Genomic DNA, 1,330 nt, shown 5'->3' with positions numbered 1-1,330 from the left:
GCGCGGAGGATGTCCCGCTATCCGGAAGGTCAGCACCGTCCATAGACATCATCTCTCCGCTGTTATCCATGCCTCCCATCTGGCTGTGGTCCATTCCTGCCATATCATGTCCCATTCCCCCCATACCCATATCTTCCATGGTCAACAGAGGACGGGGATCGAGGGGGGGAACGGCAGCACTTAACCCCTCTCTCGTGGCCAGTGTCCCTCGAGCGTAACCGGTCCTGTCCATGGATTGTGCGAAGATGGTATAGGCCTCACCCTGAGGCTCCACAATGACATCATAGGTTTCGGCAACGGCAATCCTGAATTCGTCAACGGTAACCGGGTTTACATACTGGCCATCTGCAGCCACGACCGTCATTTTCAGCCCGGGGATACGGATATCGAAATAGGTCATTGCCGAGCCGTTGATAAACCGTAAGCGTATCTTTTCACCGGGACGGAACAGTCCGGTCCAGTTTTTCAGCGGGGCCTGCCCGTTCATGAGATAGGTGTAGGTGTAGCCACTGACATCCGCGAGGTCAGTCGGATTCATTTTCATTTCAGCCCACATTTTCCGATCGGCAATGGTGGCTGACAGCCCCCTGGTATTCACGTCGCGGAAAAAAGAGCCAACGGTTGGTTTATTGAAATTGTAGTAATCCGACTGTTTTTTTAATTTTTTCAGCAGGCTGTGAGGATTTTCATCGGTCCAGTCAGACAACATGACCACATGCTCACGATCGTAAGCAAACGGTTCTGGCTCCCTGGCATCGATGATAATGGCACCGTATACCCCCTCCTGTTCCTGCAGACCGGAATGGCTGTGGTACCAGTAAGTCCCGTTCTGCTTAACCTTAAAGGTGTAAACGTAGGTATCATCAGGCTCTATGCCCATAAAACTCAGCCCCGGAACACCATCCATATTGGCCGGAAGAATAATGCCGTGCCAGTGAATGGACGTCTGTTCATTAAGACGGTTTTTGACCTTCAGGGTAATGGTGTCACCTTCTTTCCAGCGAAGAACGGGCCCCGGCAGGCCTCCATTGATTGTTTTGGCCTGACGCTCACTGCCCGTGATATTGACGGCCGTTTCACCAATGGTCAGGTCAAACTGAGTACCCTGCAGGGATGCGGCAACTGGCAGGCTCAGACTGGAACGCGCATTGAAACTCCATACGCCAAGACTTCCGGCTACGCCAGAGAGGGTTAACCCCTTCAGGAAAGTTCGTCGAGACGTTTTCAACAGCATGCGCATTCCCTTATTTAAAGTATGGTTACTGACAGAATTCGAGAACCGATTTAAATTAAATTACTGGTTCATCCACTTACAATGAAATGAACCTAG

At 51.3% G+C, this 1,330-nt stretch carries 1 protein-coding gene; it reads right to left on the bottom strand.

The features are described 5' to 3' along the window. Positions 1 to 1,234: multicopper oxidase PcoA (gene pcoA / locus HX884_RS26425; RefSeq protein WP_178329032.1), on the bottom strand; the 1,234-nt coding region annotated here is incomplete at its 3' end. Positions 1,235 to 1,330 lie beyond the last annotated feature (96 nt).

This window comes from Enterobacter sp. SECR19-1250, assembly GCF_013391025.1.
In the GTDB taxonomy this organism is placed as follows: Bacteria; Pseudomonadota; Gammaproteobacteria; order Enterobacterales; family Enterobacteriaceae; genus Enterobacter; species Enterobacter cloacae.
Note: the sequence above shows the minus strand (reverse complement) of the source record. Positions and strands in the feature narration are given on the sequence as shown.